1 protein-coding gene is annotated in these 758 nt (G+C 64.5%); it reads left to right on the forward strand.

Translation table 11 applies throughout. From position 1 onward, the window contains the following. On the forward strand, positions 1-758 hold a 758-nt coding region (locus UU7_RS17165; protein ID WP_007810796.1), incomplete at both ends, for a transposase.

The following is a 758-nucleotide window of genomic DNA, read 5'->3' on the forward strand; positions in this document are numbered from 1 at the left end:
CCGACAAACTGCGCACGGCGCTCGCCACCACGACCGAACGCATCGGAGCCAAAGGCAAGCCGATCAAGCTGAACCTGACCGATGCCGAAAGCGCCACACTCAAGAGCGGTCGAGGCGTGCTGCAAGGCTATATCGGTGTCGCCGCCGTCGATGGCGAACATCAGGTGATCGTGGAGGCGCAGGCGCATGGGACACCGCAGGAACACGATCTGCTCAAGCCGATGATCGACGGTGTGCGCGATCATCTGGCAGCGATCGGCGAAGCCGGCAGCGCCGACGAAGCGGCCTACCTGGCGGACGCCGGCTACCACAGCGAGCGCGGCCTGAAAGCCTTGGCGGCTGACCACATCGACGGCTATATCGCGGACGGCAACATGCGCAAGCGCGACCCGCGCTACACCGACGCCAGTGCACACAAATCGCCAAGCAAGGCGAAGTTCTTCCAGCCCAGGGACTTCAGCTTCGACCGCGAGCAAGGCACCTGCCTGTGCCCGGCCGGCAAGACGCTCAAACTCAACAGTGCCAATGCCGTCATCAACGGACGCAGGGCCATCGTGTTCAAAGGCACGGCCGCTACGTGCGAAGCGTGTCCGCTGCGCAACAAGTGCCTGCGCAAACCGGATGACACCGCGGTGCGACAAGTGGCCTTCTTCGAAGGCGCCGTGGAAAGCAAACTGCCCAACCCCCACTGCCGCGCCATGCGCGAGAAGATCGACAGCGACCAGGGTCGCGCGATCTACGCCCACCGCATGGGGCTG

Origin of the sequence: Rhodanobacter spathiphylli B39 (genome assembly GCF_000264295.1) — a bacterium.
In the GTDB taxonomy this organism is placed as follows: domain Bacteria; phylum Pseudomonadota; class Gammaproteobacteria; order Xanthomonadales; family Rhodanobacteraceae; genus Rhodanobacter; species Rhodanobacter spathiphylli.